General features: G+C 43.5%; 20 protein-coding genes. 6 read left to right on the top strand and 14 right to left on the bottom strand.

The features are described 5' to 3' along the window. Positions 1 to 22: 22 nt before the first annotated feature. Entirely contained in the window at positions 23 to 499 is a 477-nt protein-coding gene (locus tag AAEY75_RS02935; protein ID WP_352258309.1) for a low molecular weight protein-tyrosine-phosphatase, read from the bottom strand. Positions 500 to 508: 9 nt separating this feature from the next. Next, entirely contained in the window at positions 509 to 1,600 is a 1,092-nt protein-coding gene (locus AAEY75_RS02930; protein ID WP_352258307.1) for a polysaccharide biosynthesis/export family protein, read from the bottom strand. A 553-nt stretch (positions 1,601 to 2,153) separates the two neighbouring features. On the opposite strand from AAEY75_RS02930, the gene rluB reads away from it, so the two are divergent. Continuing rightward, complete coding sequence (gene rluB / locus AAEY75_RS02925; protein WP_194362818.1) at positions 2,154 to 3,101, top strand: 23S rRNA pseudouridine(2605) synthase RluB; 948 nt, start codon at positions 2,154 to 2,156, stop codon at positions 3,099 to 3,101. 136 nt (positions 3,102 to 3,237) lie between these two features. On the opposite strand, the gene AAEY75_RS02920 is transcribed toward rluB, so the two are convergent. The 3 genes from AAEY75_RS02920 to AAEY75_RS02910 all read right to left on the bottom strand — a co-directional run bounded on the left by AAEY75_RS02920 (position 3,238) and on the right by AAEY75_RS02910 (position 5,490). Continuing rightward, a complete protein-coding gene (locus tag AAEY75_RS02920; protein WP_352258305.1) occupies positions 3,238 to 3,789 on the bottom strand; it encodes a hypothetical protein in 552 nt (183 codons plus the stop codon). A 45-nt stretch (positions 3,790 to 3,834) separates the two neighbouring features. Then, positions 3,835 to 4,518 (bottom strand): hypothetical protein, encoded by a 684-nt coding sequence (locus tag AAEY75_RS02915; protein WP_352258303.1) that lies wholly within the window; start codon positions 4,516 to 4,518, stop codon positions 3,835 to 3,837. Positions 4,519 to 4,758: 240 nt separating this feature from the next. Then, the gene (locus AAEY75_RS02910) at positions 4,759 to 5,490 is read right to left on the bottom strand and encodes a hypothetical protein (protein ID WP_352258615.1); all 732 of its coding nucleotides are present in this window, start codon (positions 5,488 to 5,490) and stop codon (positions 4,759 to 4,761) included. A 183-nt stretch (positions 5,491 to 5,673) separates the two neighbouring features. On the opposite strand from AAEY75_RS02910, the gene AAEY75_RS02905 reads away from it, so the two are divergent. Then, on the top strand, positions 5,674 to 6,276 hold the full coding sequence (locus tag AAEY75_RS02905) for a LysE/ArgO family amino acid transporter (protein WP_197218320.1): 603 nt from the start codon (positions 5,674 to 5,676) through the stop codon (positions 6,274 to 6,276). A gap of 197 nt (positions 6,277 to 6,473) precedes the next feature. On the opposite strand, the gene AAEY75_RS02900 is transcribed toward AAEY75_RS02905, so the two are convergent. The 4 genes from AAEY75_RS02900 to AAEY75_RS02885 form a co-directional block, all read right to left on the bottom strand. Beyond that, positions 6,474 to 7,856 (bottom strand): trimethylamine monooxygenase, encoded by a 1,383-nt coding sequence (locus tag AAEY75_RS02900; RefSeq protein ID WP_352258301.1) that lies wholly within the window; start codon positions 7,854 to 7,856, stop codon positions 6,474 to 6,476. A gap of 276 nt (positions 7,857 to 8,132) precedes the next feature. Beyond that, on the bottom strand, positions 8,133 to 8,774 hold the full coding sequence (locus AAEY75_RS02895) for a MarC family protein (protein ID WP_110922289.1): 642 nt from the start codon (positions 8,772 to 8,774) through the stop codon (positions 8,133 to 8,135). Positions 8,775 to 9,106: 332 nt separating this feature from the next. Next, positions 9,107 to 9,967: a carboxylating nicotinate-nucleotide diphosphorylase gene (nadC, locus tag AAEY75_RS02890; RefSeq protein WP_197218317.1), complete on the bottom strand. Its 861-nt coding sequence runs from the start codon at positions 9,965 to 9,967 to the stop codon at positions 9,107 to 9,109. A 170-nt stretch (positions 9,968 to 10,137) separates the two neighbouring features. Next, positions 10,138 to 11,154, bottom strand: a complete 1,017-nt coding sequence (locus AAEY75_RS02885; protein ID WP_197218316.1) for an NUDIX hydrolase — start codon at positions 11,152 to 11,154, stop codon at positions 10,138 to 10,140. Between the two features lie 418 nt (positions 11,155 to 11,572). Here AAEY75_RS02885 and nadA point away from each other — a divergent pair, with 418 nt between their 5' ends. From nadA to AAEY75_RS02870, 3 genes are all read left to right on the top strand, one after another. Further along, entirely contained in the window at positions 11,573 to 12,712 is a 1,140-nt protein-coding gene (gene nadA, locus AAEY75_RS02880; RefSeq protein ID WP_197218314.1) for a quinolinate synthase NadA, read from the top strand. A gap of 1 nt (position 12,713) precedes the next feature. Further along, the gene (gene nadB, locus AAEY75_RS02875; RefSeq protein WP_197218312.1) at positions 12,714 to 14,624 is read left to right on the top strand and encodes an L-aspartate oxidase; all 1,911 of its coding nucleotides are present in this window, start codon (positions 12,714 to 12,716) and stop codon (positions 14,622 to 14,624) included. A gap of 79 nt (positions 14,625 to 14,703) precedes the next feature. After that, positions 14,704 to 15,579, top strand: coding sequence for a phosphatidate cytidylyltransferase (locus AAEY75_RS02870; protein WP_352258297.1), 876 nt, complete (start codon positions 14,704 to 14,706; stop codon positions 15,577 to 15,579). A 63-nt stretch (positions 15,580 to 15,642) separates the two neighbouring features. Here AAEY75_RS02870 and AAEY75_RS02865 read toward each other — a convergent pair whose 3' ends face one another. Genes AAEY75_RS02865 through AAEY75_RS02855 form a run of 3 tightly spaced genes read right to left on the bottom strand, consistent with a single transcriptional unit; the run spans position 15,643 to position 20,438 of the window. Next, positions 15,643 to 16,458, bottom strand: coding sequence for an SDR family NAD(P)-dependent oxidoreductase (locus AAEY75_RS02865; protein ID WP_352258295.1), 816 nt, complete (start codon positions 16,456 to 16,458; stop codon positions 15,643 to 15,645). Beyond that, the gene (locus tag AAEY75_RS02860) at positions 16,455 to 17,642 is read right to left on the bottom strand and encodes a patatin-like phospholipase family protein (protein ID WP_352258293.1); all 1,188 of its coding nucleotides are present in this window, start codon (positions 17,640 to 17,642) and stop codon (positions 16,455 to 16,457) included. The genes AAEY75_RS02865 and AAEY75_RS02860 overlap by 4 nt, the downstream gene beginning before the upstream one ends. A 3-nt stretch (positions 17,643 to 17,645) precedes the next feature. Next, positions 17,646 to 20,438 carry an alpha/beta fold hydrolase gene (locus AAEY75_RS02855; protein ID WP_352258291.1) on the bottom strand — a complete coding sequence of 931 codons (2,793 nt, stop codon included), beginning with the start codon at positions 20,436 to 20,438 and terminating at the stop codon, positions 17,646 to 17,648. 369 nt (positions 20,439 to 20,807) lie between these two features. Here AAEY75_RS02855 and AAEY75_RS02850 point away from each other — a divergent pair, with 369 nt between their 5' ends. Further along, positions 20,808 to 21,719 (top strand): LysO family transporter, encoded by a 912-nt coding sequence (locus AAEY75_RS02850; RefSeq protein ID WP_197218303.1) that lies wholly within the window; start codon positions 20,808 to 20,810, stop codon positions 21,717 to 21,719. Between the two features lie 71 nt (positions 21,720 to 21,790). On the opposite strand, the gene AAEY75_RS02845 is transcribed toward AAEY75_RS02850, so the two are convergent. Together AAEY75_RS02845 and AAEY75_RS02840 are read right to left on the bottom strand one after the other, a co-directional pair. Then, complete coding sequence (locus AAEY75_RS02845) at positions 21,791 to 23,014, bottom strand: hypothetical protein (RefSeq protein WP_197218302.1); 1,224 nt, start codon at positions 23,012 to 23,014, stop codon at positions 21,791 to 21,793. Positions 23,015 to 23,070: 56 nt separating this feature from the next. Next, on the bottom strand, positions 23,071 to 24,339 hold the full coding sequence (locus tag AAEY75_RS02840; protein WP_352258288.1) for an FAD-dependent monooxygenase: 1,269 nt from the start codon (positions 24,337 to 24,339) through the stop codon (positions 23,071 to 23,073). Between the last annotated feature and the right edge of the window lie 77 nt (positions 24,340 to 24,416).

Genomic DNA, 24,416 nt, shown 5'->3' with positions numbered 1-24,416 from the left:
CTCACTACCCAATGTTTATCGCTTAATAGCACTCACTAACCTTCAGTTCTTTTATTTCAGTCGCTTGACTCATCTTAATAGCCCACTGTTCAAGACTGTCGTCAATATCTTGTCTACTCGTCTCAAATACCGATTTATCCTGCTGATAAGGATCTACAATATCTTTATCAATCCAATGCCCAATTCGAAAAATTCTGCCACGGCAATGTGGCCACCGATTCTCAATCCACTTGGTTTGACTAGTTGTCATCGTCAAAATTAAATCTGCATGACTGACTAACGCTTCGCTGATGGGTTTGGCAATATGTGAGCTAATATCTATATCGTCAATGGTCATCAACTCTATTGCTTTGATATCTGCAAAGTGCCCTACTAACGCTGATAGACCCGCAGAATCTACGTGCTTGTCTGGATAGCGCTCTGTCAAAATAGCAGCGGCCATCGGACTACGGCATATATTGCCAACGCAGACGAATAAGATACTGTCAAACGTATTCATGATTGACTCCTATATCCCTGAAATCAGATTGATTGCTGATGTTGAGGGAAGAATGGCGCTGATGATACGATTCCAGCGTGCTAAACCTGTTGGATCTACATAAAGTATGTCGTTGGCCTGCATGTCAAAACGGCTCGCCAATGCCAAACTTGTGATGCTCTGCATATCGACATAATAAATATGCGTATATTGTGATTGCGGGTTATCACGAACGATATATACTTTTGCAGCATTGGCAGTATTAGAATTTAGCCCGTTCGACTCGCCTAACACATGTGCCAAGCTCAGCCCTTGCTCAGGAATAGAAACTGGTTCAATTTTGCCAAACTCACCCAATACATAGACTCTATTACGGCTTTGGCTGTTGACATGAATGGCGTCACCATCTTGTAAATATATTTGATTGGCAGACAGTCCCATTTGCTGTAATGATTGGATACCTAGCTTGTAACTCTTGCCTTGGCGATTTAATACAATATGATTTGAATCACCAGTATCAGTCGTACCACCTGCCATAGAGATTGCCCCATATACGGAGACTGGCACATCAGCAATCGTAAACTCACCAGACTCCTTGACTTCACCATCTACAAAAAACTTGCTACCACGATAGTTGATAATTTTGACCTGAGGATCTGAGTATTTCAGATAGCGTTGTAGTTTACTTTGTAAGGTTGCAGTGAATTGCGGCACACTCATCCCGCTGGCTTGAATGCGTCCTATCAGTGGGAACTGTATAAAGCCTTGCTGATCAACGGTTAGGCTAGATGTCGATGCATTAATATCTGGATAACTGGTGAGTATGATGTTGAGAATGTCGCCTTTAGCAATTCCATAATTGACTCGACCAGACGTTTTAATTAAATGATACAAATCCTGATCTGGGGTAATGGCTTCTGTACGTGGCAAGGTCGCCAAATTCAAAGGTTGAATATAAAACTGTAGGCCATTTTCTGCAGTAAATGCACCCGATTCAGGCACATTTCCAGACTGAAGTCCTGAGTTGACTGTGCAACTTGCAAGTGAGAGTGTTAATAACAAGCCAACAATGCTCGTCATTAAAAAGCGCTTGCGTACAGAAATGATGTATTTATAAACCATAACAGTTACTCATATTTATAATATTGCATAAAATCGAAGCCGCTCACTATGATAAGTATATTCACTAAAAAGAATGTATATATCAAATATACACTCAAACTATACACAACGCAATATTTATAAATCCTCATATAGTTACGTCTAATTATTTTATATTTTTAATACAGCCCTTTTATAACAATACCTAACCAATTTATTTGAAAACAGATCAAACTAGAAGGATTAAATAGTGAGCAGATAGCAAAGAATACAAGTAATAATTCTGTAACTTTTAAAAATTGATGTCGCTCTTTATATTTCAACCGATAATTTAGTATCAATTAAACAAGGCTGTCTTTTATCAAAATACAACTCTCGATATAATTGAGCCGACATCTGCTTGAAATAGCTGTATATAGTTAATAAACTTTTATTCAATTTTATTTTCCTAACAACAACTTATATAACTAGTAACAACAGGTTTGTGTGCTAAAGCCGCCAAAATAGCGTAGAATAGTCAATCCAAATTTTTTTACATTGAGAAATGTAAACCCACCGACTCAAGGTTATGATTATGAAAGACGAAAAATTACAGAAAGCCCTCGCCCGCATGGGTCTTGGTTCACGCCGTCAGATGGAAGAAGTCATCAAAGCTGGTCGCGTCACTGTCAATAACGGCCCAGCAACCATCGGTGATCGTGTTGAACAAGGCGATGAGATTCGCGTTGATGGCCGTCAGATTAAATACACCTCTGAAAATGAGAAGCGTCGCCGTGTTATCGCTTACTACAAACCTGAAGGCGAAGTCTGCTCTGCTAAAGATCCAGAAGGCCGTCCAACCGTTTTTGAGCGCTTACCAAAACTGACTCATGACCGCTGGGTTATGGTTGGACGTTTGGACATCAATTCAACAGGTTTGTTATTGTTTACCAATGATGGTGAAATGGCGCATCGCTTGATGCATCCATCTGGTGAAGTCACTCGTGAATATGCGGTACGTGTATTGGGTGAAGTGACACCTGAGATTGCCCGTGCATTAACGGCTGGCGTCATGCTAGAAGATGGCCTCGCAAAGTTTGAAGATATCAAAGACGGTGGCGGTGAAGGCGTCAACAAGTGGTATCACGTCCAGCTAAAAGAAGGCCGTAACCGTGAAGTACGTCGCTTGTTTGAGTCGCAAGGCCTAAAAGTCAGCCGTCTACTACGCACGCGCTACGGTACAATTGCCCTGCCGAAAGAGCTACGTACTGGTCGTTTCTTAGAACTCGACAGAAAAGACATCAATACCTTGACCGATCTTGTGAGCTTGCGTCCTCGTTATGGTACGGGTCTGCATGGTGCAGCGAAAGAGAAGCAAGAGCGTATCAGAAGCAAGCCGCTTAAAGCACGTCGCGCTACTGATAGTCGTAGCGATAGCCGCAGTGGTAGCGACAATCGCAACAGCAGCGCAAAACCTAAAAGCAGTGCTAGCCCTGCCAGCCGTGGTACGCGCAATACTCGTGACCGCAACGATAAGCGTTAATAATATTGATCTATCGTGACTTTAAGTCTTCAATAGATTTAGAGTCACCTATAAAAAAGCTGCCAGTGATTATTTATCATTGGCAGCTTTTTTTATGTCATTTATAGCAAGTCGTTGTAATTCTGACGATGTAGACTTAGCTATCATGACTGTTGATATAGTTTTTCATGACTCGTAACTCCTGCAACTGCTGCGTATCTATTTGCGCTAGCAACCTATCTAAACGCTGCTCAATATTATTTAACACGCTCTGCAATAGCTCACTGGCTTCTATTTTCTTTTCGTCATTCCTATTATTAACACTTATACTTGTTAAATGGTAATGACTGGCTAACATTTCTGGAAGCCGAGTATGCAGCATCTTATTCAATACAAACTGCTCTTCTGTTATCGCAGGCGTCTTATGCTGAGCTTTTAGTGATTTCTGATACGCTTGATAGTGATTCACTTTTTCGTCGATGCGTTTTAATTGGCTCAATTGCTGCTCTGGCAGATTTTGCAGGTGTTTCTTATTTAAACTTAGTTGCTGCCAACTGAGTTTGGATAATGACAATGGTGCATTATCATTTTGATAGACGAGCACACCTGGCGTAATACCAACAGCTTTATGGAAAGCTTGCCAGCCTTTTTTACCCAAATAAAAGGTAGTGACTGTCGTTACAATGCCAATGCCTATTAAGATGCTCATATATGCTTACTCTTCATTTTGCCCTTTAATCACAAAACCCTGCATTTATAGTTTAATATCCTCAGCACTTACATTGGTACCCGTTGGGCTTTCAATCGCTTGAATACTTACATCATTTCTCACATCACTTCTGGCACTACTCACATTGCTATCGAGCTTTTGCGTCTCTCTATTACTAGCAGGATTATCAAAGCGTTTTTGTAGATAGCGATTGGTCGCGAGCAGCTTTTGTCCATCTTGATGATAGGAAGCATTAAGCAAATCATTGAACTGCGTATTGATCGTACTTAGCACATCTAATAGCGCTTCTTTACCAGTGACATTAGAGTGCTTAATCTTGGTCGTATCAGCGAGTGCACCATCCCTACCATCTAAGTCATGCAAGCGGCGATAGTCAGCCACCGCAAGCGGTACATGCCTGTCCATTAAATTTTGAATCATGATATACGTTTCGGTGACAGTATCCTTATCATCAATCTTTCCATCATTATTGGTGTCGCCATAGATGACACGCAGCTTCTCACCTTTTTCATTGATTTGCTCTAGTGCTGTTTTGACTTCAACTGGTAGGCTCTTTTCAGGGATATAACCCAATTGCGGCATCGCTTTATATTCAAGCATTTTGGGCGCGGTAAACTTTTTGATACCACGATACCCTAGGTATAACCCAGCGACTGGCAACAGCCCATACAAAAAAAACATGACGAACATCGCAGTGACTTGGGTCATTAGACTGTCCTTATTATTTAGTAGAATTTTTGAAAAGCTTATTATTATTTTTGATACGTCTTGATGCTTAAGCCATTCATATTTTTATGAGTTGCTATTATTAAACAAAAAAATAAGGCTTTATTAAAGCCCTATATTGTTGTGCGTCATATCGTTGTGCATCATATCGTATTGAATCGATTATAGTTAATGACACCTAACCGTCTCAAATGAACAGTGATCATTTGAAGTCATTACTAACTAACTTTTTGTGCGGCTTTTAACGTAACGATGCGTGGATGCCAGACGATTCATCACCGTCTGATGCAACTCATCTAGCAACTCATCAAGCTCATAATCAATCTCAAGAAACAAATCGGTCAACATATCCCCTGCGGTCATCTTACCTTGTACCGTGTTGTTTTTTGTACGATGTGGGCTGAACCGCTGTAGTTGCTCATAATGATGTAGCGCTTCTGGAATACTCTCAGACACCAGCTTATCGATGACGAACTGACGCTCATTATGCTGCTGCTGTTGCTGCTCGTTGAGCTCGCTGCTCCATTCACGGTAACGCTTCAATTTACCATTAATTCGATCTAGAATTGCGACAGCCTCAATAGGCATGGCATTTAGGGTGGCTTCATCGACCACATCAACAAGCTCAGTCATAATCGGACAGCGTCCATGTTTGAGATACCACAAAGTATCTGGGTCAAAAGGAGGTCTATTGGTCGGGCGCATTTGGGCACGATTGGACAAATAGCGGTCGGTCAAGGGCGTCGGCGTTCGAATGTCACTCACTTCTGCTAATGCATCACGAATACGGCCTGCACGCTCAGGTGGCGTAAGCACAGAGCGCTGACTGATAGCTTGATCATTTTCATCATTGCTATCCTCCACCTCTACATCTTGGCTGACACTCATCTGTTGAGCATTTTTAGCCGCTTGTGTTGGCAGGTCTTCTTGAGCTTGCCCAAATGACTTTAGCATTCTTGTCAAACTTACCACCATGACCTACTTTGCCTCTCGTTCCGTGCACTCGTATTGTGCAAGTATTGCATATATTGATTCAATGACGTATCTTAACAGCTTTTTTTGGCACTGCCAGTAAGCAAAGTGTCAATATTCCTATACCTTAAAAACATCTACTCTCTAAATGATAAGCACTTTACTATGAACGCGACCGATTATACCTCTGGCTTTTTGCTTGGGCTATCGCTTATCTTAGCAATTGGATCACAAAATGCTTTTGTACTTAAACAAGGCATCAAACGTGAACACATCTTTTTTATCTGCTTATTCTGTGCCGTTAGTGATGCATTATTAATATCAGCGGGCGTTGCTGGTTTTGGCGCGGTGACAGCTCGTTATCCACATGCAGTAGATATCGCCAGATTCGCAGGCGCGTTGTTTTTGCTGGTTTACGGTTTGCAAAGTTTATATGCTAGTGTTCGACGCTCACATGCATTAAACGTCGATGGTCAAGCCGTTACCAGTTTGAAAAAAGCACTGTTGCTGTGTTTTGGCTTTACATGGCTCAACCCGCACGTCTATCTAGATACATTGGTGCTCGTCGGTATGGTTTCAACGGGTGCTAGTAGTAAATTGGCCTTTGGTGTGGGTGCTGTCAGTGCTTCATTCTTTTTCTTTTTTGCTTTGGGTTATGCTGCACGATTGCTTAGACCGTTATTTTCCAAACCAAAGGCATGGAATATACTTGACGGATTGGTGGGCATACTGATGCTGTACTTGGCTTGGCATTTGTATAATAGTTAATATATCGTCAATCCTCTATAAATTGGATACTGTGTCAGTCTCCACATTATATTGAACTGACTATAGTAGCTGAATGTACCGCGCACAAAAAAGCCAAATACATCTAAACGTATTTGGCTTTTTACTTTTTATATCAGATGCTTTTAATAGCAACTAATTTTTTACGGCCACTACTCTTTGTAGCAGCGACTATCTGTCTACGATGCTTTCTTGCGCTTTTTAGGCTTAACAAAGCTTAAGTTCAAAAAGTGCTCAAGCGAATCATCAAGGACATCTAGCCAAGGCTCTGGCAATTCAGGTGATAGCGTACCTGTCAATGTTGAACGATAGCCTTTTTCTCTAAAAGTCATGATATTATCGGTCTTATCTTTTTGCCATTCTTTTAGGATTTCACCCTGCTTCTCTACTGCAAACTCTGGATAATCTGTCGCATTGGTTAAATCTCGAATATAGGCGGCTTGGAAGTCAATTGAGTCGCTCACCGTGACGCACTTAGCATACGTTGCCAACCATTCTTTTTCGTCGACCTCACGAGTCGCCAAATCAGGAAGCTCGATATCATCCATGATGACATCACGTGCATACCACGCTTGAGCATCAAACATGTTAAAGGTGAAATACTGATCATGCATGCCTAAGTAAATGAGCTTTGGATTGGGCTGCCAAAAAGTCCCTTTGTATAGATTGGCTGGATATAAGCAATTATGTGTCTGCAGGCGTAACTCATCCGGCATAAACGGGAAGTGGAACAAATAACCAGTACACATGATAATAGCATCAAACTTTTGACTCGTACCGTCAGCAAAATGTGCAACATCGTCTTCAAAGTGGGTGACAAGCGGCACTTCTTTGATACCCTCTGGCCAGTCATAACCCAAGGCTTGCGTACGATAACTAATGGTTACTGATTTGGTGCCATATTTATAACACTGTGTACCAATATCTTCAGCTGAATAACTACTACCAATGAGCAAAATATCTTCGTCTTTAAATTCTAGCGCATCACGGAAGTCATGAGCATGCAAGATACGACCTGGGAAAGTCTCTAAACCTTCAAAATACGGCATATTTGGTGTTGAAAAGTGACCGGTCGCTACCACGACATAATCGAACTCTTCGACTTCTTGTTCGTTCGTTTTATGGTTCATGACTGTCACGGTAAACTTTTGCGTGTCATCGTCGAATGAGACCCAACGTACTGGGCATTCAAAGCGGATATACTTTTGGATGTCTTGCTTGTCGATACGGCCCATGATGTAGTCTTTTAGAACTTCACGTGGCGGATATGAAGGAATGGCATCACCAAAGTGCTCATCAAATGAATAATCAGCAAACTCTAAGCATTCTTTTGGGCCATTCGACCACAAATAACGGTACATACTGCCGTGAACGGGTTCACCGTTTCTATCTAAACCAGTACGCCAACTATAATTCCACATACCGCCGATAGCATTTTGCTTTTCATAACAAACTATCTCAGGTAAGTCGGTTGCACCAGCCAATCGTGCTGCTTCAAAAGCGCGTAATTGTGCTAAACCACTTGGACCTGCCCCTAAAATAGCAATTATTTTATTACTCAAAACTAACTCCTATGATAATAGTTGTTCCTCCACTGTAACATGTTTTTATAGGTGGCATTTTTTCGAATACTTTTGGTGATTGATAACATTATTTTAGACATAGCTATTCTCTAAAAATCGCTTTTAGCCATTTTTATAGAATATTTAGAAGTTTTGAAGAGTTTTAGAGGTTTTTTAGCTAATAGTAGAAGTAAGATATAAGCTTTCTTTACAACCTAAAAATTGAGGGGTAACTCTAAATAAAATAAACAAAGGTACAGGCAATCAATTTTTTCGTTAAACTAAAGCAGGAAACAGCGTGCGTAGGCCATTAACGATGATTTCAATAGAAACTGCCGCCAACAACATGCCCATGATTCTGCTCATAATGTTCAGACCCGTATCACCCAATAAACGGCTAATACGACCTGCTGCCATCAATGCCAAATAACAAAACAAACTGATCAACAACCCAGCTATTAATATGGCCGATACTTGTAGTACACCAGAAACTTGTGAAGAATAAATAATCACCGTTGAGATACCGCCCGGTCCAATCATCATTGGGATAGCGAGTGGAACGACAGCAGCTGCCATTGAGACTGGCGAATCTTGTACATGATCGACATCGAAGTTTTCTTGATCAGGCTTAACAGGATTACCATCGCCATTCATCATATTCAGGGCAATCAAGAATACCAAAATACCACCCGCCAACTGAAACGAGCCGATTGAAATACCAAGCGCTTTTAGTAGCGTCTCACCTGCGACCGTAAAAAAGCTGATGGTGATAAAAATCGTCAAACAAGCCACACGCGCGACTTTACGTCGATTATTCATTGAATAACCGCGGGTCAAATCCAAAAATAACGTCAAAGCGCTAAAGGGATTAATCAACACCATAAAGGCTAAGATTATCTTAATGATTTCAGTATTCACTGAGCGCTCGCTTGTCTATTGATACAACTGCTGAAAAAAGTAAGGCCATCGTGCGAGTGCAACGATGACCCCATATCTGACTAAAACAATATCTGACTAAAAATAGCATTGTAGCTTGTATTGTAACATAGGCAGATAAGCTAATAAAATCATTAACTTTGCTTAAGGCGTGTCCTCAATTCGAATCATAACTGTTAAATGGGTTAAAAATAAAGACACGCCCTAATTCCTCTGTACCATCTCATTAAAAAAGTTAAGTGCAGAGCAACGCTTCTAATCAGCTTTATACATAAGATAAATAGACTTTTTACCATGAAAATTCAGTCGCCTACCTATGCGCTAAAATCCAAGCCAATATCCAATGCAGTGGTGCTGTGAGTTAGATACCCCATCGCAATAAAATCAACCCCTGTCTTGGCGGTGGCCTCCACGGTCGCAGGATTAATACCGCCTGAGGCTTCTGTTCTGGCGCGACCTTTACACATGGCTACTGCCTTTGATAACACGTCAGGGGACATATTGTCCAAAAGCACCAAACTCACACCAGCATCCAACGCTTGCTCTAGCTGCTCCAAAGTATCCACTTCCACTTCTACTGGAATCAGGTGACCAGCAAAATCTTGGGCTTGTTGAATGGCCGTTTTTATATCGCCAGCGATGGCAATATGATTGTCTTTGATCAAAATGGCATCATCCAACCCTAGACGATGATTGCGCCCGCCGCCGCAGCGTACTGCGTATTTTTGTACAATGCGCAAGCCTGGTATGGTTTTACGTGTGCAAGTAATTTGCGCAGGATATTGCGCCACACTGTCTACAATTTTTCTGGTATCTGTAGCAATGCCACTGAGGTGCGTCATAAAATTAAGCGCAGTGCGTTCGGCTGTCAATAGATGACGTGCATTTCCGCTGACACTGGCCAATACTGTGCCCGCTTCAACCAGTTCACCATCATCTACTTGAGCGATAAACTCAATTTGAGCATCAACCAAAGCAAATGATAAACGCGCCAAGTCCATACCGCATATCACGCCTGCTTGCCGCGCCTTAATCTCTAGTTTTGCTTGCAGGTCAGCAGGGATAGTCGCTTGAGACGTTACATCACCACGTCTGCCCAAGTCTTCAGTCAAGGCGGCTTCTACCAAAGGTCTTAGCAACACTTCATCCAATGCAGGTTCTTTTTTAACAGTCATTTGTCACCCCTATATGCGCATTATATTGATATCGGTTCAATTTAATTAAACTCAAAATGAGCATAAATATAGCGTAAAGTTGACAGTACCGCAAGGAAATGAAGTATTTCATGCAGTGGCTAAAAGCGGATAGTCATAAAAACGTGAGAGCACTTACCGCTTATTTAAGCCTATTTACGTTTAGGCAATTTGCTATCCATCAATAAACTTTGCAGTTCGATATCGTGGCAAAAGCGATAAAGCTTGGCAGGACGACCACGTTGCGCACTACTACTCTGCCCTGTTTCTGTCACTAAGTTTTGTGAATCTAGCAGACGGCGGAAGTTTTGCTTGTGCAAGCGTACGCCTGAGAGCGCTTCTACACTCTGCTGTAGCTGCGATAAGGTAAAGACATCTGGCATCAGACCAAAGATAAGCGGTCGGTATTCAATCTTGGCACGTAGCCTTGAGATGGCAGTTGCAATGACGCGTCGATGATCATAGTACATCGGTGTACCTATGATTTGTGCCCAATGCTTTGGCAGTTTTTGCGGCTGATAGTTAGATGATTCTGGAATCAGCCCTGCTTCGTAAAGCATCTCATAGCGCAGTAATACATGCTCTGAGACCCAGTCATAACCGTTAATGGTACTTGGTTGATGATAGGTATTTTTATCTTGAGCTGAGTTTAAGAACTCAGTATCTACACCCCAACATAAATGAATACGCTGACGACGGCGCTGCTGAGTGATTGAGTCTGGCGCATTATTCGCCCAGTCCAATAATGCTGGCACAATAAAATCCATAATGATATTTGGCATACCATCTAGATGATTTTCCCATGGAAAATAATCATACCAATCTCGCCATAGGGCTTTGCTTTGGAGCGCCTGCATTTGCGTCTCTTGCACCAAGCCCAAGTAGCTTACGTAAACCAATGCATGGCCGTCAACATTACGTCTATTGGTATCGACAAAGGTATATAACTGTTCCAAATAGCCAAGTGGTTGCTGCGTCTGTTCCTCAACCCATTGGCGCACACCAGCTTGCAGTGAGCGATGTAATGGCATGAGTGGTCCGTTGGGCAATAACTTGCCTTGATCAACTGTTAAAACTCGTGCCGTATGATCTGTGATCGCAACTAGAACTGCAACGACTTCAGTGGTGCCGCTACCTTGCTGATGCGCATGTGAATAAGACAACGTCATGATTTTAGTAATTACCTTTTACCTTTGAGCGTGCAATAAGAAAGCCATCACACTTATTGTTTATAGTACGACTTAGTATAGCTTGAATCCAAAAATATCATAGTCTACCGATGTAAATATAAGCGGCTGAAGGCAAAAGTGACAGAGAGTATTTTGCATAAATACCTACTGTACTGAAAGTAGAATATAAAAAACCACTTGTATTTATGCTCAAAATGAGCATAATAAAAGCTCGTTTACTTTAAAGCTGTATTTAGGCAGCTTGTATTCTTCCTAAAAATTAGAGTAGTAAGAAAAACGAGTATGAGCACTCTTCTTAGTAGGCTAAACGAGTTTAGTACGGCTAATCATATTTTTGAGTTTGGTATCATTTTTAGCGGCATATAACGTGTCGTTATCGCACACAAGGTTTGCACTTATGAAAACTTATCCCTATGACGCACCCATCATGAGCAATGACAACCGCATTGCGACTAAAATGAATATCGAGTATGCCAAAGCTAAGATGCCAACGGATCTGCCGCGTTCAGAACGTATCGTGGTTGAAGAAAATATTAAGCAATTATTGAAAGATAATAATGCCGTACTGGTCGCACACTACTATGTCGATCCTTTTATTCAGGATTTGGCATTGGCCACTGGTGGCTGTGTTGGCGATTCTCTTGAGATGGCACGCTTTGGTCAAGCACATAGTGCACAGACATTGGTGGTCGCAGGCGTACGCTTCATGGGTGAATCGGCAAAAATATTGAGTATGGAAAAAACGGTACTGATGCCAGACTTAGAAGCCGAGTGTTCGCTTGATTTGGGCTGCCCTGCTGATGAGTTTTCTGCATTTTGTGATGCTCATCCTGAGCGTACCGTCGTGGTGTATGCCAATACGAGCGCTGCCGTAAAAGCGAGAGCGGATTGGGTAGTGACCTCATCGGTTGGTATCGATATCGTCCGACACTTACATGCTCAAGGTGAAGCTATCATTTGGGGACCTGACCGTCATTTGGGTAAATACATCGCGCGTGAGACTGGTGCAGATATGTTGCTTTGGCAAGGGTCTTGCCTCGTACATAATGAATTTAAGGCAACCGAACTGCTGCAGCTGAAAGATGAGTACCCAGACGCCAAGGTCTTGGTACATCCTGAATCACCTGATAGCGTCGTTGAGCTGGCAGATGTGGTCGGCTCAACCAGCAAACTACTACAGTCAACCTATGAGATGGATGCAGATACCTTTATCGTCGCTACCGATTTGGGCATATTACACGAGATGCAAAAGCGCTCGCCCACCAAGCGATTTTTGGCGGCGCCTACCGCTGGTGAAAGTGCCAGTTGCAAGAGCTGTGCGTTTTGCCCTTGGATGGCAATGAATGGTCTAAAAGGTATCGAACAGTGTTTAACGCAGTTTAGCGGTGAAGTATTGATGACACTAGAGCTAGCAACAGCTGCCAAAAAACCTTTACAACGCATGCTTGATTTTGCTGAATCACAGAAACAATGTGTGGCCGCTAGCGGTGATATTGTCAAAGACCGTACACTGTTCGCTAACGTTGGGGCTGCCTAGTATGAGCGCGGATAATGTCAGGCAAACAGACGTACTTATTATCGGTGCAGGATTGGCGGGTTTAAGTACTGCGCTATCATTACCAAAATCGCTAAGTATCATAGTACTGAGCAAAGCCGCTTTGGAGGTTTGCTCAAGCCATTATGCGCAAGGTGGTATCGCTGCAAGTTTGGACCAAAACGACTCCGTGACCGACCATGTCGCTGATACCTTAATCGCAGGCGCAGGGTTATGCGACGCCAATAATACGACGGAGATACTAAGTGAAGGACAGCAGGCCATACAGTGGCTATGCGAACAAGGTGTTCCTTTTACTCAGAACACACAACAAGATACGAAGCAAAAAACCTTAACTGATTTGAATAATACTAATTTAAATAGTACTGACTTAGAAATTAGCAACTTACACCTTACCAAAGAAGGTGGTCATGGCTGCAGGCGAGTTGCCCATGCTGATGATGCAACGGGTCGACACGTTATGGAAGCTTTAATTATAAAGGCACATGCTGCAAGTAATATTACGATATTACCGTATCATGAAGCGTTAAGTCTGCTGAAAGACAATAGAGACAACCATTGCCAAGGTGCACGCGTTTTTGACCACAATAGTCATCGTCAACTCACTGTTTATAGTCGCGCAGTCGTACTGGCCAGTGGCGGTCTAGGACAGCTTTTTCAACGTGCCAGCGCGCCCAATGTTTGTGTCGGTGACGGCGTAATGATGGCTTGGCAAGCGGGTTGCCGTTTGGCAAATTTAGAATTCATTCAATTTCATCCGACTGGTCTCGCACTCGCTGACAGCAGTTTCTTAATCTCTGAAGCGCTACGCGGAGAAGGTGGACGCCTATACTGTCCGCAGACAGGTCGACGATTTATGCCAGACGTTGATGAGCGTGCTGAATTGGCTCCAAGAGACATCGTCGCACGAGCAATAGCTGAGCAGATTAATGTAAATGGTCTTGGCTACGTACATCTTGATGTCAGTCACTTGCCAGCGCCATTTTTACAAGAGCATTTTCCGCAAATTTATCAGACGTTGCTAGCGCTTGGTATTGATATCACGACGGATCCGATACCAGTCGCCCCTACCGCCCATTATAGTTGCGGTGGCGTTGTCACATCTGTGAACGGTATGACTGATGTAGTGGGTCTTTATGCAGCAGGCGAAGTTGCTCATACCGGCTTGCATGGTGCCAACCGTTTGGCGAGCAACTCGCTATTAGAGTGCGTGGTCGTAGGACGCAATATCGCTGCTGACTTGCCTCGTTATTTGACAGAAATTGAAGTATTAGATGCAGAGCTACATACATCGGCGTATCGTCATAATTTGAATGTAAGTGCCGATGACATTTGGAAAACACCCATACTGAAGGACACCCAATCGATTACTCTGCCATATTTTGCATCATCGAGATCAAATTTATACGATTATCATGAAGCTAGTAAGTACTGCCATTCTGATGCTGACATGACAGAAATCATTGCAAAGCTAAAAGCGCTGATGACCGCCAACATGGGCATTACACGTAGTGCTAAAGAGTTAGAGGAAGCGCTTGAACAGATACAACAATGGCAGCAATGGCTAAAGCAATCTGAGTCAAGTTCATTTAATGGCAGTGGCATTAATAAGAATACTAATTGCAAAAAAAGCGCTATCACCCTTGATGAACTCATGCATTTGCAGTTAGCAAGGCAATTACAATTAGCGACATTGATTGTACAGTCTGCCTATCAGCGCATTGAAAGTCGTGGTGGGCATTATCGAGAGGATTATCCAAATCTAGCCGTCACACCTCAGACGAGTGTGATTAATCCATTATTGAAAACGAGAGAAGGTAGTATTGACTGGCTCATTCAGCCTATAATTGTTCATTCAGGAGCTAGAATAATAAAAGCGACGACTGCCACCTAAAAGCAGCAGTCAATTGGTATTCTGGTCATTATTAAAGTGGTTGATGACTGCTTTTTATATCTCTCAAAGTGTTAAAAACATGTCTACTGATACGCTGTTTGTGATTGCCCTGATGACGGTGGTCAGTTTGGTTTGGGGCATACTGGCTATCCCTCGTCTGCGTACTCGCTTGCCTAAGATTTATCTGATTGCTCGCTCTTGGTGGTTCATGTTAGTGGCTCTGTGCATATGCTACGTTATCGCCAAAATAGATAATAGTCAGCATGGCCACCCTTATCAATGGGTACTCATTGCGTTTTTTATTTTAATCGGGCTACGCGGCTGCTATGAGATTAAACGCGTATGGAGCATATATGACAAAGCAGGGCTGATTAGCAAACTCCAAGCGCGCGGGCTACAACCAAAAATCATATCTGATAAACCAAAATCAGTACTGATACACTCATATACTCGTCTCAATCTATTGGACATCATATTTAGTAGCGCCTTTATCTTTCTTATTCTGAGCCTTATCGTATTGCAGCAACTGACATGGCAGCGTGAGCAATATGGCATCTTACTTTTTGTATTTTTTGCCAGTCAGTTCAACGATATTGCCCAATATTTATGTGGGCGACTACTGGGACGCAAACTGTTTAAGCGAGGTCTCGCCCCGACTATTAGCCCAAATAAAAGCATTGAAGGCGCGGTCTTTGGCAGTTTTTTTGCAGCGATGTTGGCAGCAGTACTAGGTCACTGGCTCACACCTTTCAGCGGGTGGCTTTGTTTATTAGCAGCCTACGGATTGGCAGTAAGTGGTATCGCAGGCGATTTATTAGAGTCAGCATTTAAGCGCCAACATGGGGTAAAAGACACTGGAACGATGCTCGCTGGACATGGCGGCGTATTAGATCGGATAGATAGCTTGCTGATTGGAGTGCCAGTATTCACTCTGCTCTATTGGCTATTTGGCTGAGCTGCCCATTTTTGATTAAGACAGTGTTTGATTAAGACAGTGTTTGATTAAGACAATGCTTGGTTAAGAAGACTTATCTAGCTTACTGCGCAATATCCAATTGAGTAATGGCTTGGGTAAGTGGTTTAACGCCCGAGTAATATAGCGCATTGAGCGTGGGAATATTGCCAATTCAACATCATTATCAATCGCCTGCATAACCTCATCAACCGCTGTTGGCGTGCTCATGATAAAGGGCTTATGACTGGCATCACCGTCATTTAAATCGCGCAATGCTTGGGTATCGATATAGCCTGAGGCAATACAATTCACTTGGATATTATAAGGTGCAAGTGCTGCTCGATAAGCACTAACAGTCGCAATCATCGCGCGTTTACTCTTTGCATAAAGACTGGCATAAGGATAATCCATCGTGCCAGCGATAGAGGCGATACAGATAAGGCTTGGTCTACAGTCTTTGGCAAAGTCCAATGACTGATGTTGCTGCTTTGACTGCGCGCTTGCCCATCTAAAAACCTGCGCAAATGCCTGCAAGTTAATCGCTAACATTTTATCACTGTCTGCTTGGTTTAGATGATGAACACGTTCATTGGTATAACTGCCAGCACTATAGATAAGCCTTTGAAAGCTTGTAGCTGACAATTTATCTAACAAACTCTGTGTTTGGATAACATCCGTTAAGTCGCACACATAAGTCACGATGGTAGGATGCTGGTTATTAATGTCGGCTATCTTTGCCTCGTTACTACCAACAATGCTCACCTGCCAGCCAAGCTGCAAATGATGCAGAGCCAATGCCAAGCCAAGACCACTCGTGCCACCAACGACAATAATATGCGGCGTATGATTTTCGGCGGTATCTTCTACGTGAGTTTTCATAAATTATGCTGCTGTATGTAATCAGCCGTACGCTGGTAGCCATATTGCCATTGCGCCTGCATTTGCTGCACAAAGCCGTCGTAATTACTGTGTATCAGCTCAACAGTCATTTGTTTTATATTAAAACGCTTTTGCACATTTTGGCCCGCTAACTGCTGCGCATTATCGGCAAAGGGTAGCCAGTGTAGCCGATGTTTTTCGCTAGCAGTATTAGTGTGCGACGACACTTCCATCGGTTGATAACCGTGTACTGCTGCCAGTCGCTCATTAGGATCAAAACCAAAAACACGCTGAATCGCGGGAGCAGCCAGCCATGAGTCATACCCTGCCTTGGTCTCTGCAAATACGCTGTCACCCAACTGACAGGCTAGCTCAATCGGTGTGAGATTAATCACCCCACCTAAGCACCAGCCAAGCGCAGTGATGTGTGTGGGCGGCAAGTAATACATGTCTGCCATAGAAGCACGAACCACTGGGGCAAAATCCCATTGTGTTTCTACCTTTACAGACGGATGTATGCGCTCATTTGCAAATGCCTGTGCTGGTGATCTCAATTTCTCGTCAGTCAGATTTGATGCAGAATGCTCAAAGCGTGGCGGTGCAAATAATAATTCTTGCAGCGTTAGCTTTTCATTATATAAACCATCAACAGGCGCTTGATAAAGGCGACTGGCAATGATGGCTATCTCAGGGGTATTAGCATTAGACTGACGACTGCCATTTTCGCTAGATGCAAAGCTAGATAGCTCATCGAGCCATCGCGCCTCGTCATCGATACGAAACATCGCCAACTGCTGTAACTCGTCTAATAATTGCCCATAGCTGTCTGCTTGCTGCTGTCTTTGTCCATTGCCTTGTTGCTTTGACAATCGCCAACGGTTGAGCGCACTGGTCATATAACGCATCTTTAGACGTTTATTGGCTTCATCTGGCGCGACATGCCTAATCGCAGCAATGGTACGATACAACTCACGACTGCACATCAGCGCTTGCAAGTCTCTAGGGTCAGGCGCTAGGTTGACCAAATAAGCGGATAAGCTCCCGCCGCAAGTACCAATGATCATATCTGGCGTCAAATCATGTGCAACTAATGCTGCATAGCTACCTAAGTAATAGCCAAAACGTGATCCGCCTCCGGAAAAAAGTTGGACGCGCTCATAAAGCTTGATGGATTTATTATTCATTTATTACTTATCATCGATTGATGCCGTTTTAATCGCCAATGACACGGTAAAGATACCAAAGCGGTCGATACGCATGGCAACCTTTTTAAAGCCGGCGCGCTCAACCAATTGATCCATCTCCGCTTGCGAGCGACAACGCATCACCCAACTACTACCACGATGGTTGTTCAACGTCTTACTGATAAACTCTTGCTCAGGGTGCCACGGTTGGTTGGTGTAAATCAAATAGCCGCCCGCTTTTAAACTGTCATAAATACCTGCCAATGCTGCCGTTAGTAACGCATTATCAGAAAACAATTCAAACACGCCTGAGCTGATGGCCACATCAAATTTTGTGTTATCAGAATCAGGGTAACTTGCTACGTCAAAAGCATCTTTTTGACATGTAGTGACTCGATCAGCAATCGCTAACTGCTCTGCTTTTGCTTGCAATGCTTGGATATTATGCATCTCATAATCTCGTAGCTCCGCATGCAAACCAGTAAACTCAGTCAACAGATCAAACGCGTAAAAACCATGACCACTGGCAATATCTAGCAGCTTTGGTTTGTATGGTTTAGTACTATTTTGATTTTTATCTTCAATATCTGCGAATGCTATACGTGCCAGCTCCAATATATGGGCGCGGCGAATACGAATGCCTTGCCAGCCAATATTACTTAAATAAAATTTATCAATTGCTTGACCAAATTTATTCTGACCACTGGGCTGATTATAATAAACGTGATCCAGTGAATGACCCGAGTCAAATCCATGTTCAAGCCCTGTCGCAATCGCATCGCTAACATGACCGAACTTCTGCATCGCAAAACGCGTAATGGCAAAACTCGGATTAAACGGCTTAATCGCTAAGCGGTCTACCTTGTCTTTACTGGCGCTATTCAAATGAGCGGTACTCAAATCAGGTGCTTGGACGTGTGTGCTAAATACTTGTTCAGCGAAATCAATGCAGTCGGAAAAGACATCTGCTCTATTGGTCTCATGAAAAATCGCATGATAGCTGTCTGGGTACAACTGCCAGCGTTTGGTAGGTGTATTAATCGCTTCATAAAACGTGCGTTCAGCCTGCTTATCGACCACATAATCCTTGCCTGCACACAATACAAACGTCGGTACAGTGATAGCCCCTGCATCGTCTAGCAAGCGCTGACCCGTCGCATGGGTATCGATGAGTAAGTCGGTTGAAATGCTATTCGATATCAATGGATCAGCATTATAAGCTTGCTGCGCGTCCTTATCATGAGTCAATACTTGTGCTTTGACATAACTACTGACACGTGACATCAGACCAAGCGTGCGCGCCACCTTTAATGACGGTATCGCAAAAGGCATATACAAGCGAATGCTTAGCGCAGGCGTGCCCAATATCATCCCGCGAATACTGGGCGCATAGTCATGTACCCATGCTGCTGCCAGCACCGCACCGATACTGCTGGCGACGATTAAGGTATCCTCGATAGCAATACCCGTTTGCCCGATGACCAACTGCACAAAACCGTCTAAATCGCGCTCAAGCTCAGTGACGCTCTCGGCATGGTCTTTGATACCCCCTGAGCGCCCATTGCCACGTGCATCCCACGCAAAGACTTGATAGCCAGCTTTTGCAAACTGCTCTCCTAACTCTGCTAATCGACCCGAATGCTCATGTCCACGATGCAATAGAATAACTTGACGCAGAGGCTGATTGGCTTTGTTTATATGCGATTTTTTTATATCGGTTAAAGGCATCGTTAACCAATATCGATAATAGATAGCAGTGCCGTCGTAAGCGTTATAACAGCTTTCACCATTTATAATTTTGATTACAGGCGAGTCAAAACCAATGTCATCTTGTGCAAGTGTTGGTTGGCTCTTGAGCTGATTTTGGTTATTGAGTTGATCCTTGCTAGGTGTAACGGGCATCGTGTTGGACTCCAAAAAGGAAGTTTGAGTAGCAGAATTTGACATAGAAAGGGTTGCTGTAGAACCATCAACAGATAACGTATCAGCTTGACCAAACTCAGTATGACGACTCATGAGAGAAATGGATTTATCTGACGTTTCTTTGGTCAATCTAAAACTGTCTGAATTCACAGACCGAAGCAAAGGTGGGTCACGCATCAAGTACAACGCTGCCATATAACGCATGCGGTTGAGGCAGGTCTTTAGTAGCATTACCTCTGTCAGTATAAATAATCGACCTATTCTGATATGAGGCAATGATAACGGTGCTTTAATACATACTGGTGCTTTAGCTTTAACACCCATAAAAGCACCAAGCATGCCTAGCACCAAAGCACGATCACTTTTGCCCAATGGCCCTTGGTTAGCCCGCATGCCTAACATCGTATGGCTAGCGATACCAAGTAGCTCGGTGCCAATACTAAGCGCGATGAGACTGGTAATATGGTGCTGATGGGTTGGTACATTAGTTAATACATTAGTCGGTGAATCAACTACTGCGGTTGAGCATTTTTTATTACTAACATGAGGGGTCAGGCTCGCCAATAATGCCGTATCGGCAATAATATCGCCCATTTCATTCAGCATGGCTCCTAGCGTTGACGCCTGCCCATGCTCACGCGCCATCATACCGTCGATTGCATTGAGCGCCATACGCACGAACAATGATGATGGCAATAAAAGCCACAGCCGTTGCTGCTCAGCTGCTGGCTTGGCAATCACGTAAGCCGTACCCACACTCAATAATACTGCGGATACGGTTACTTGATTGGCCGTAAAATTTTTCTCAACTAAGGTATCGCTTATCGGGCGCAATTGATCTTGAAATTGAGATTTGAGCTGATATAGCGACATGATGCTAGCCAAATATTTTTGATGCCATAATGTAACAACAAAAGTTTGTTAGGTAAAGCATTACCAATCATTCAAAATTTCTCAAATATGTTTAAAAAGATAACTATTATCATGACTATAGTTTATTTAGTTTAAAAAAGAGTCCAGGCAACCGAGTGCAGATGTATGTGTGATACCTCAAGCGAGGTTAACGCTGTCATACTTTCATAGTGGATTGACTATATAACCGTCTAAGCCTTCACTTCTGCATCAATAAAGACCATGATTTACCATGAATATCAGTTGCTCATGTCAGTATTGCTAGCCTGATATGATACAATCTTCAGCTTCTTAAAAACGCCTTGTTAAAAACGCTGCGAGCCTATCATCATGCAAAGCCTCATTACCCTTGTTCTGGTCCTAATGCCAATGTTTATTGGCTTTGCCATTCCTTCTAACCCCACCATGACGAAGTTGGCTGACAAAGGCTTATCTTATTTGGTTTACGTCATCTTGGCACTGATCGGTATTGAGCTGTCACAGGTAGAAGGGCTAGGTAATCAGCTGGGTGAAATTGCGCTGTATGTCACTGTATTATCGATACTGACAATTGGCACGGGTTTATTTGGGCTGATGTTGTTCGATCACCTGCGCCCATGGCATGCCAAAAAACCCAGCGTAAAATCCAAAGAGCATCGCGTCAGTATTCGAGGCAGCCTCGCCCAAGTCGTTTGCGTGGTGATTGGGATGGTGATTGGCTATTTCCTACCCGCTGATTATATGCCGCACGAAAACTCTATGACCGTCATGCTGATGATCTTGATTTTATTGGTCGGTATCGGTTTAAAAGGTTCAGGAATTACCTTAAAGGAAGTGCTCCTCAATAAACGCGGCGTAGAAATGAGCATCATTTTTACGCTATCAGTATTGGTCGGTGGGCTTGTTTTTGCGCTATTGTTTACGGATGTATCGTGGACGAAAGGCTTGGCACTGTCATCAGGATTTGGTTGGTACTCCCTATCCGCCATTGTGATGACCGATGCATATGGTGCGGTCTGGGGTAGTGTCGCCTTATTCAATGACTTGGTACGTGAGTTCTTTGCGTTACTATTTATTCCCGTATTTATGCGTAAATACCCATCAGCAGCGGTAGGGCTTGGTGGCGCAACCAGTCTAGATTTCACCTTGCCAATCATTCAACAATCAGGCGGTCTAAAGGTCGTGCCATTGGCAATTAGCTTTGGCTTTATTATTAATATTGTCTCGCCCGTATTGATGGTGCTGTTCTCGTCTTTGGGGTAACGTTAAGTTTTGACACGCCCTAGTATAAGTCCTTTCATTATGATTAGTGATTAGGGCGCGTTGAACACGCCCTAAGCCATCTCCAGCTCTTTATCCACCTGACAGGCATCGTCATGCCACTTGATAAAAGCATCAATGGCTTGCGTAGAGGCTGTATTTCTATCAATACCTTCTTTACCAGAAAAACTCTCCACATAGCGACAGGCTCTATAGTTTTTAGCATACGTATCGTAATTTTTAATCCACTCTTTTCGCGCCTTTAACTCTTTTTGACGTTGCTCAATACTACTATATGCATCCGTGCTCTCAGCATCAAACCAAAAGTTTTTAGCAGGAATATCTTTAGCCAGTTTCTTACCCTCGACCTCAGTCATGCGCCATGGCTTTGCAGTAAGCCGAGCTCGAAAGCACTGCTGCGCCTGACAGAGACGCACGTAATTGGCATCGGCATGGAAATACTCAAACCAGTCCGCGACTAACGCATCATTTGGCGCGATAGTATCGTGGGTAGCAATAATACGAAAGCCTGCAGGCGTCTCATATAAACGAAAGGATTCTTGTGGATGGCTGGCGACACGCTGCTGAATCAAATCCGTTATAAAAGGCTGTAACGAATTCATTTCAGCAGTATATTTTTGCATATATGCTTTATCTCTTTGGCTGGCTTGTTGCCACAAATAGACGGTCGCGCCAATCATAACCACTAACAGCCATAACCATGATAGTCCGAGCCAAGCGATAACACTGGCGATAAATATAAAGAGGATAATAAACCCCCAAACTGGTAATTTGTTTGATGACTTAGTTTGATAAGTAGGTATAGCAGGCATAAAGCCATTAGGACTGTAATGTTCGGGATATAGATGGCCTAATAGATCTTTATTATCAACATCGATAATCGCAATATTATTGACATTGGCAACCTGTGCACCGTAACTGTTACGCGTGACAACAAGCTGCGTATCAGATGCCTTACTCTCTAAGCCAGTTTTAGTTAAGCCATTCTCTGAAAAATTCTGCTTAGAAATAATCTGCTCACGGATAGGAATGCCATTACTTTCGTTATACTCTTCCCTACGCTCACGTCTGACAATATCCTCGCCCTTTAGCCAGCGTTGATGAGTCTCTTTCACTCGTGCCTTCGCATGAGCCAAGGCCTCTGCTTGACTGATATCTGACCAGCCATAGCGCTTAATAGTTGCTTGCTTAGAATTAAAGTCATCGGATGCGTTATCAGCTGTTTCTGACAACTCAAAGCGCTGTTTATATTGCGCCCAGTATTTAGGAATGAGCATAAGGGATTACCTTAGGATATTTGGTTTAAGATAGACGGTGGTTGAGCTTTAAGCGCTTAGACGCCACTCGCCTGCTTGGCAAACAAACGCATGAGCGGCTTCATTTTGCCAACACGGTACATGCCTTCGCTACGTATCTGCTGTACGGGACGTAATTGCGCAAGCGACCCTGCGAATAGCCAATTAAGCGCAGAAAAGCTGTGCATCATCAGGCTATTATGCGGACGACGCAGACGCTCATAACGACGCAATGTTTGATTACTGCCCCAAATCGTACCACCACTACGAGTAAAGTCGTGTGCCAATTGCTCGCTCAATACTTGTACATCAAGCATGCCCAGATTCAGCCCTTGACCTGCCAGCGGATGCACACCATGTGCCGCATCACCGATTAATACCAAGTTATCAGCGACGTAGCTTTTTGCTTGTTGCGCGGTTAGCGGAAAACTAGCGATCGATTCAATCTGACTGATAGCGCCCAACTCATAATGACAGGCAGCAGCCAGTTTATCAGCGATAACCCGTGCATCTTCCTCTATCAATGCCAATGCTTGATTGCGCGGTAACGTCCATACAATCGATTGCCAATGCTGTGGATTGGCTTTATCGTCATCGGTAATATCCGCTAATGGCAATAAAGCCAGTGTGCCAGTCGGTAACATCGCCTGTCGCGCCGTCGCCTGATGCGGTTTTTCGGTGTGAATCGCACAGCAAATCGCGGTTTGATTGTAATCGAGCGTGTCCAGTCCAATCGCCGCCTGTTTACGCACAAATGAGCCGCGACCATCCGCGCCCACTAATAATTGAGCGTCAATCACAGTACCATCATCAACGGTAACACGGTATCCTAATGCCGTGCCTAGCCAATCCATGTTTGTGACTTTTTGTCCCGCGATGATGGTCAAATAATCACTGACATCATCCTCACACAGACGTTGCCACAATGCATGCTCAATGACGGCTGGCTCGACCATGCTACCGAGTATTTGCGGCACGACAGAATTAGACGGATCATCGCTACTCTCACCAAATAGCAGCTCGCCCATGCCGTTCAGTTGCCATACCTGCATTTGCGAATAATCAGCCTTACGCTCAGAGCTCACAATCTTTTGCCAAGCACCCACGTCTTTCAGCAAATTAATACTGGCCAAACTCAGCGCATACACTCGAGCATCACGTTTGCTCAGTACACCTTGCCAAGCTAAGGCATCACGAGCCGGACGAGCATCAATCAATGTCACGGGCATTTTTGCTTGAGCCAGTTTTAGCGCAAGCGTTGCACCAACGATACCACTACCGATAATCAGCGTATGGTTGTTTTTCATAAGGTGTCTCTCAATACTGGTCAATATTAGAATACTTGTTATCAATCTTACTTCAAGCAAGATTAACGCTGTCACTC

Origin of the sequence: Psychrobacter sp. TB55-MNA-CIBAN-0194, from assembly GCF_040309505.1 — a bacterium.
GTDB lineage: Bacteria > Pseudomonadota > Gammaproteobacteria > Pseudomonadales > Moraxellaceae > Psychrobacter > Psychrobacter fozii.
Note: the sequence above shows the minus strand (reverse complement) of the source record. Positions and strands in the feature narration are given on the sequence as shown.

Coding starts and splice junctions, on each gene's coding strand:
- AAEY75_RS02935 (WP_352258309.1), bottom strand. CDS start 499: ATGAATACGTTTGACAGTATCTTATTCGTCTGCGTTGGCAATATATGC.
- AAEY75_RS02930 (WP_352258307.1), bottom strand. CDS start 1,600: ATGGTTTATAAATACATCATTTCTGTACGCAAGCGCTTTTTAATGACG.
- rluB (WP_194362818.1), top strand. CDS start 2,154: ATGAAAGACGAAAAATTACAGAAAGCCCTCGCCCGCATGGGTCTTGGT.
- AAEY75_RS02920 (WP_352258305.1), bottom strand. CDS start 3,789: ATGAGCATCTTAATAGGCATTGGCATTGTAACGACAGTCACTACCTTT.
- AAEY75_RS02915 (WP_352258303.1), bottom strand. CDS start 4,518: ATGACCCAAGTCACTGCGATGTTCGTCATGTTTTTTTTGTATGGGCTG.
- AAEY75_RS02910 (WP_352258615.1), bottom strand. CDS start 5,490: ATGCTAAAGTCATTTGGGCAAGCTCAAGAAGACCTGCCAACACAAGCG.
- AAEY75_RS02905 (WP_197218320.1), top strand. CDS start 5,674: ATGAACGCGACCGATTATACCTCTGGCTTTTTGCTTGGGCTATCGCTT.
- nadC (WP_197218317.1), bottom strand. CDS start 9,967: ATGACTGTTAAAAAAGAACCTGCATTGGATGAAGTGTTGCTAAGACCT.
- AAEY75_RS02885 (WP_197218316.1), bottom strand. CDS start 11,154: ATGACGTTGTCTTATTCACATGCGCATCAGCAAGGTAGCGGCACCACT.
- nadA (WP_197218314.1), top strand. CDS start 11,573: ATGAAAACTTATCCCTATGACGCACCCATCATGAGCAATGACAACCGC.
- nadB (WP_197218312.1), top strand. CDS start 12,714: ATGAGCGCGGATAATGTCAGGCAAACAGACGTACTTATTATCGGTGCA.
- AAEY75_RS02870 (WP_352258297.1), top strand. CDS start 14,704: ATGTCTACTGATACGCTGTTTGTGATTGCCCTGATGACGGTGGTCAGT.
- AAEY75_RS02865 (WP_352258295.1), bottom strand. CDS start 16,458: ATGAAAACTCACGTAGAAGATACCGCCGAAAATCATACGCCGCATATT.
- AAEY75_RS02860 (WP_352258293.1), bottom strand. CDS start 17,642: ATGAATAATAAATCCATCAAGCTTTATGAGCGCGTCCAACTTTTTTCC.
- AAEY75_RS02855 (WP_352258291.1), bottom strand. CDS start 20,438: ATGTCGCTATATCAGCTCAAATCTCAATTTCAAGATCAATTGCGCCCG.
- AAEY75_RS02850 (WP_197218303.1), top strand. CDS start 20,808: ATGCAAAGCCTCATTACCCTTGTTCTGGTCCTAATGCCAATGTTTATT.
- AAEY75_RS02845 (WP_197218302.1), bottom strand. CDS start 23,014: ATGCTCATTCCTAAATACTGGGCGCAATATAAACAGCGCTTTGAGTTG.
- AAEY75_RS02840 (WP_352258288.1), bottom strand. CDS start 24,339: ATGAAAAACAACCATACGCTGATTATCGGTAGTGGTATCGTTGGTGCA.